We start from the raw sequence: 6000 nt of genomic DNA on the forward strand, positions 1-6000 counted from the left end.
AATGTGATTGTTAAGTCAATTAAAGTTAGTAAAAGTTAAACCGATAAAACGATTAATTTTGAGAGGAGTGGGGCTGATGGATTTCGAACTTGATGATGGCTGGCATGTCTATCCAATTTATGGCAATACCGACAAAGCTTTCATGGGTAAAAAAAATCAACAGCGATTGTTTTTAAAACGGAACGCCTCGCCGTTTCTAGCGGCGCTCTCGATGGAAGAAATTACCCCGCGGCTGATCTGGACAAAACGAATATCGAGCGGTGACACCTTAACCGCCCAAGAATGGCTAAATGGTCAAACTTTAACGAAGCAACAAATGCGCTCGCCTGAGGTCGCGCATTTATTGGCCCGTGTGCACAATTCCAAGTTGCTTCATCGAATGTTAACTAAGGTCGGCGGTCAAACTGTCCGGCCCCATGAGTTTATTCGTCAATATCTCAGTGATCTACCAGATGATTTACGGCACCATCCGTTGATGGCCCGGGTTTTAAATGATCTCCAGGGCACCTTGCCGACTTTACCAACGGCCGACTATCGGGTGTGTCATGGTGATTTAAACCATAAAAACTGGTTATTATCTGACAATCAACAGTTGTATTTGGTTGATTGGGATTCAGCCCGGTTTGCGGACCCAGCATCTGACATTAGCATGTTATTATGCGAATACGTACCGTTGAATGACTGGCAAGCTTGGTTTGGTGAATATGGTGAGACCATGACGCCAGATATGCAGCAGCGGGTCGTCTGGTACGCTAAAATCAATTTACTGTTGAACATTAAAGACAATTATTACCGTAACCAATATCACAATATGAACCACGAGATTATTTTCTTAGAAGAGTTGAGTCAATACCAACTCTAAACCGCTAGCCTTGAGTTCCGGTTGGAATTCGAGGCTATTTTCTTGAAGTCAATGAAAGAGGAGTTAAGTAAACCTATGCGTGTACGGAACAAACCGTGGGCTCCAAAGTTAATCAACGCCCACCCAGAATTGATTACCGAAACCCCAACTGATTACCGGGGCAAATGGCAAAGCCGTTTTGAAAAAGCCCAACCACTTCAAATTGAAGTAGGGAGTGGTAAGGGCCAGTTCATTATTGAAATGGCCAAACGCCATCCTGAAATCAACTATATTGCGATTGAAATTCAAACGTCAGTGATCGCGGTAATTTTACGTAAATTAGTTGACGAACCATTGCCTAACTTGCAATTGGCCCATGCTGATGGTCAAGCCGTGACAGCTTTCTTTGAACCTAATGAAGTCGATCGCTTGTATTTGAACTTCTCTGATCCATGGCCTAAGAAACGTCATGCTAAGCGTCGTTTGACTTACAAGTCATTTTTAGCTGGGTATCAGGATGTCTTAAAGCCTAATGGTCAAATTGAATTTAAGACCGATAACCGCGGCTTGTTCGAGTTCTCATTGACGAGCATGAATAACTTCGGCATGGCATTTGAACAAGTTTGGTTGGACTTACACGCCGATGAAACGGTCGAAGATAACGTTGAGACCGAGTATGAACAAAAGTTCAGCCAGTTCGGTCCGATTTATAAGATTATTGCGACATTTAAAAGTGAAAAATAACGTCCAAGTTCTAGTTTAGTAACTGGAAATGGTGATGAAACGGTCGTGCCAAGCTATCAGATGATGACTTGGCACGACTTTTTTTGTCGTAACGACGGCCAAGCGAGCTTAAAAATGATGAAAAACAGCTTGAATTTGATAAAATTGCCTATTTGACGACAACTTCCTGTATGCTGAGATTAAAGAAACCTGCGGGGGGTGTTCGGAATGTTACTTGTTTTATTTTGGGTCATAATCTTGTTCATCAATAGCAAGCTGATCTTGTGTCGTTTTAAGTTAAGTTGGATTGATTGGGTGCTAATCTTGGTAACGACGGCAATTGTACAGTGGGGGACACCGATAATTGGGGCTTGGACAAATTTACCTGAGTTCCTGTTGGTAAGCGTTTCAGTTTATATGGCGACTAAAGATTGGCGAACAGCATTAGTTGTCACAGTTGAGAGTGAATTGGCTTTGAGCATAGTCACGTTACTGACGTTGTTGATTGAAATGCATTGGCACTATAGTTCAGCCATACCGGTGACTTTTTTCTTACTCAGCTTAGTTGGTGTTGGCATTTTATACGGCTTGACGCAACGGGTGGCGACGCCGATTCATCGGCTGAATAACGTCTCGGTTGGGTTAATTTGTCTCGCATTTTTACTGGCGATGAGTTACTTGCAATTGATTGCTGGGCAACAACAAACTAAAGAGAACTGGTTAGGATTAGGTCTGGTTGGCACTTTATTGCTAATTATGGTAGCGCTTCAAAGCTTATCCAGTCGCAATATTAAACAAGCCAGTCAGCTGAAACAGCAACAAGCCATACTGACTAGCAATTTACACTATACTCAAGCGATGGAACAGCACTATGATGAGCTACGCCGATTTCGGCATGATTATCAAAATGTCATGTTATCTTTGGACGAGTATCTAAAAACCGACGATTTGGTGGGGTTAAAGCATTATTATCAAACCACACTGATGCCGAAAAATCAGCAACTAGCCGCATCGAAGTATCAACTCGAAGATATTGCGCACATTCAAGATAAAGCAATTAAGTCTATTTTATTTAATAAATTAAGCTATGCGCAAAATGAAGCCATTAAGGTGACTTTAGAGGTGCCAACTGTTATCACCGCTTTTAAAATGCCGACGGTTGATTTAGTGGTTGCGCTGGGGATTATTTTGGATAATGCCATTGAGGCAACGGATCAACAAGCTGATGCGTGGTTACATGTTGCGATAATGACAACGCCTAATAGTCAAGTCATCTTGGTGAAAAATCCAGTCACAACGATCTTACCGCCATTGTGGCAATTAGAAACGGATGGCTTTTCAACTAAAGGCGATCATCGGGGGTTAGGCTTGTCTAATCTACAGCGATTGGTCGATGAATCGCCGCAAGTCAGTTTAGCAACTGAAATAACCACAACGGTCTTTAGTCAAACAGTCACGATTAGATTGGGTGAGGCACATGATTGAGGTGTATATATGTGAAGATGAACCGCAGCAATTAAAATCCTTAGTGGCGATGATTGAGAAGTATATCATGATTGAGAATTTAGATATGCAGGTCGTTCAAGCGGTGACAACGCCAGCACCGTTATTGCAGGATTTGGATGATCAGCATCAACGCCTATATTTCTTAGATATCGATTTAGGCCAGGCAATGTCGGGAATTAAACTTGCGAATCGAATTCGGCAAGTGGATGTAAATTGTAAACTGGTCTTTGTAACGACCCATGCTGAATTGGCATTGGAAACTTTACAGTATCAATTAGAGCCGCTAGCCTTTATTTTGAAAGATCAACCGGATAACGTCCAAGGCCAAGTGATTCAAGCCATTCAATTGGCCCAGCAACGGTGGCAACAAGCTAGTCCGGTCGCTAAGCCATTTTTAACGTTTAAAACCATTGATCAGCTTCGAACAGTTCAAGTTGCTGAGATTTTATATTTTGAAACGGCCAAAGTCCCACATAAATTAATCGTCCACTTGGCAAATGCGCATTTTGAAATTTATGGGACAATTAAAACGGTGGCTAAGCAACGTGATGAATTCTATCGTTGCCAGCAATCGATTGTCGTTAATTGTCAACATGTGAAGGCAGTGAATCAGCAGGCACATGTGGTGACATTGTCAAACGGTGAGCAGGTACCGTGTTCACTAGTTGGTGGGCGGGGGTTAGTCAAGCAGTTACGCTAGTCGACGTTAATTGCGGTTGTTCAAGCAGCATATGTGATTGGTACAAGCTTAAAATGGATTAATATCAAATTAGCGCTAACTGGTTTCAATGTCTCGACGAGTCAGTCAGATGGCACTTGTTTCATGCTAATAAGTTAAGTTGCTGGCTCTCGGTAGTTGCGGAAAATGCAGGTGTAATAGCCTATTAGAAAAGAAAAAATGGGGGTAGTAAATTCTCAAAATACGAGAATTTACTACCCCCATTTTCTTATGGAATCCAAGTTGTGTCCCGGACTCGTTAGCTTTTAAAGACGGTAAATATCTAAAATACTCCCAGTATTCGCATCGGCTAAGAATTCGTATTGAACTAACTGTCCATCTTCATACCGTGTGATGCCACCATAATAAACATCAGTCCGTAAAGCGAACTTCTGTAGCGGGGCTTTTTTCATTTCAATCCATGAGCCTTCAATGGGCGCTTCTTTTAGAAAAGCCCGCTTCACCTGGTTCAAAATTTGATTGGGGGTTGGTCGGCGCAACCGTTTAAGCAGGCCGCCAATTGAAAAGCCACCTGCGACACCGGCCATTCCAACTGCCAATAAACCGCCATATTGAATTTGTTTATGCATTGTTGCGTACTCCTTTCGACCAACTCAAGTTCAGTTTTTTTATTCAAATTTAGTATACCAATGATTGACGAGATTACAAAGAAAAGTCATAATTAATCAGTATGATTCTATCGAAATAAGATATAATGGTAAATTGAATGCATAAGTATCAGTAAAGGGGATTCCAATGTTAATTACAAGTTATAATCCAACCCAATTAGGCGACACCTTAATTGCCATCTTACGGCCCGATGTTGCAGAACAAAAAATTGAAAGTCACGCTACCGTTACCCGCATTAGCGATGCTAAAACCGGTGACACGCTGGGCTACAACTTCTTTGATGTTTCCAAAACGTTAGGGACGTTAGACGTTAACGGTCAAGTTCATTTGACTGCTGACCAAGTTGAAGAGTTAAATGCGTTATTAACGGCCAATGATTTTGAAGCTGAATTAGTCGTTGACGATACCCCTAAATTTGTCGTCGGTCATGTGGATACTGCGGAAGCTCATCCAAAATCTGACCATTTACAAATCACGAAAACTGACGTTGGTACTGACCAACCTTTACAAATCGTGAGCGGCTCACCAAACATGCAAGCTGATATTTTAGTCGTTGTGGCTAAAGTTGGGGCCATGATGCCAGATGGGTTAATCATTTGGCCAGGTGAATTACGTGGTGTTGAAAGTAACGGCATGATCGTTTCTGGTCGTGAATTACAATTGCCAAATGCGCCACAACGGCCTGGTGCCTTAATCTTGCCAGCCGATTACCAACCAGTTGGCGAACCGTTTGATTTTAAACGGGCGCAAACCTTATTTACTGCTTAAAGCGTGTTAACACTATAACTAGGATGATTGAAAATGAACCATTATGATGGCCCGGCGTTTTTCCGGAAATATGCACGACCAATAAAAAAGAATACTTCGGCGGCCGCCAGTCAATCAACCAGTGCGACCGCGCGACCAGCGAGTCAGGCAGCTTCAGCAGTGCCAAAGCCGACATCAAGTCGACCGACGCGACCGGTGAAGTCAGCAGCACCAACGTCTAGTGCCCCATTTACTGGTGGCACACATGGTGTTTTTCATCCGTCACAGATTCCGTCACAATTATCGAGTGCGCGTCAAGGCTTTCAAGCAACGCTGTCACCTGATCAGACGGATTATTTGACGATTGAAACGATATTGTATAAACCAAGTGAAAGCTACATGGTTTTTGCCACACCGCGAGATTATGATTTACCGTTAGTTGATTTACAACAAGTGGTGAATGAACCGGCTAGTGCAGTTGATGCGACAACGGTTGCTAGTACAATGACAACGTCGACTGCTGATTCGGTGGCAACTAGTGCCATGAGCGAAGCAGCAACGGCTGAAGCGACTGATTTAGCGTCAAGTGCGGCAGTGTCTTCAATGGCAGCTAGTCAAGTAGTGCCTCAATCAGCACCAACGGTTGTCTTTGAACCGACTGAGCCTGAATTAGCAGCATCTGCGGCGGCAATTTTAACGCCAACAGTGGTTATCACACCAACGCCTGTCGACGTTGAACCTGAAGTGGCCGACGATCGCAGTTTTACTGCGGTATCGGCGGCCAGTGAAGCCAGTGAAGCCAGTGAAGCCAGTGAAGCCAGTGAAGCCAGTGAAG

6 protein-coding genes and 1 pseudogene are annotated in these 6000 nt (G+C 43.2%); 6 read left to right on the forward strand and 1 reads right to left on the reverse strand.

What is annotated here, in order from left to right; genetic code table 11:
* Positions 1-76 precede the first annotated feature (76 nt).
* From FFM75_RS09870 to FFM75_RS09885, 4 genes are all read left to right on the forward strand, one after another.
* Positions 77-862, forward strand: a complete 786-nt coding sequence (locus FFM75_RS09870) for a phosphotransferase family protein (protein WP_137629012.1) — start codon at positions 77-79, stop codon at positions 860-862.
* A gap of 75 nt (positions 863-937) precedes the next feature.
* Positions 938-1585: a tRNA (guanosine(46)-N7)-methyltransferase TrmB gene (trmB, locus tag FFM75_RS09875; RefSeq protein ID WP_137629013.1), complete on the forward strand. Its 648-nt coding sequence runs from the start codon at positions 938-940 to the stop codon at positions 1583-1585.
* A gap of 207 nt (positions 1586-1792) precedes the next feature.
* Positions 1793-3049 (forward strand): sensor histidine kinase, encoded by a 1257-nt coding sequence (locus FFM75_RS09880; protein WP_137629014.1) that lies wholly within the window; start codon positions 1793-1795, stop codon positions 3047-3049.
* Entirely contained in the window at positions 3042-3770 is a 729-nt protein-coding gene (locus FFM75_RS09885) for a LytR/AlgR family response regulator transcription factor (RefSeq protein ID WP_137629015.1), read from the forward strand. The genes FFM75_RS09880 and FFM75_RS09885 overlap by 8 nt, the downstream gene beginning before the upstream one ends.
* A 284-nt stretch (positions 3771-4054) precedes the next feature.
* Here FFM75_RS09885 and FFM75_RS09890 read toward each other — a convergent pair whose 3' ends face one another.
* On the reverse strand, positions 4055-4378 hold the full coding sequence (locus FFM75_RS09890) for a PepSY domain-containing protein (protein WP_137629016.1): 324 nt from the start codon (positions 4376-4378) through the stop codon (positions 4055-4057).
* 166 nt (positions 4379-4544) lie between these two features.
* On the opposite strand from FFM75_RS09890, the gene ytpR reads away from it, so the two are divergent.
* Positions 4545-5186 (forward strand): YtpR family tRNA-binding protein, encoded by a 642-nt coding sequence (gene ytpR, locus FFM75_RS09895; protein WP_137629017.1) that lies wholly within the window; start codon positions 4545-4547, stop codon positions 5184-5186.
* Between the two features lie 33 nt (positions 5187-5219).
* Positions 5220-6000 (forward strand): annotated as a pseudogene (locus FFM75_RS09900) (hypothetical protein); the annotation flags it as partial.

Origin of the sequence: Lactiplantibacillus daowaiensis (assembly GCF_005405085.1) — a bacterium.
In the GTDB taxonomy this organism is placed as follows: Bacteria; Bacillota; Bacilli; order Lactobacillales; family Lactobacillaceae; genus Lactiplantibacillus; species Lactiplantibacillus daowaiensis.

Excerpts from the sequence above, each read along its gene's own strand:
- FFM75_RS09890 (WP_137629016.1), bottom strand. The coding sequence starts at position 4,378 with ATGCATAAACAAATTCAATATGGCGGTTTATTGGCAGTTGGAATGGCC.
- FFM75_RS09885 (WP_137629015.1), top strand. The coding sequence starts at position 3,042 with ATGATTGAGGTGTATATATGTGAAGATGAACCGCAGCAATTAAAATCC.
- FFM75_RS09880 (WP_137629014.1), top strand. The coding sequence starts at position 1,793 with ATGTTACTTGTTTTATTTTGGGTCATAATCTTGTTCATCAATAGCAAG.
- ytpR (WP_137629017.1), top strand. The coding sequence starts at position 4,545 with ATGTTAATTACAAGTTATAATCCAACCCAATTAGGCGACACCTTAATT.
- trmB (WP_137629013.1), top strand. The coding sequence starts at position 938 with ATGCGTGTACGGAACAAACCGTGGGCTCCAAAGTTAATCAACGCCCAC.
- FFM75_RS09870 (WP_137629012.1), top strand. The coding sequence starts at position 77 with ATGGATTTCGAACTTGATGATGGCTGGCATGTCTATCCAATTTATGGC.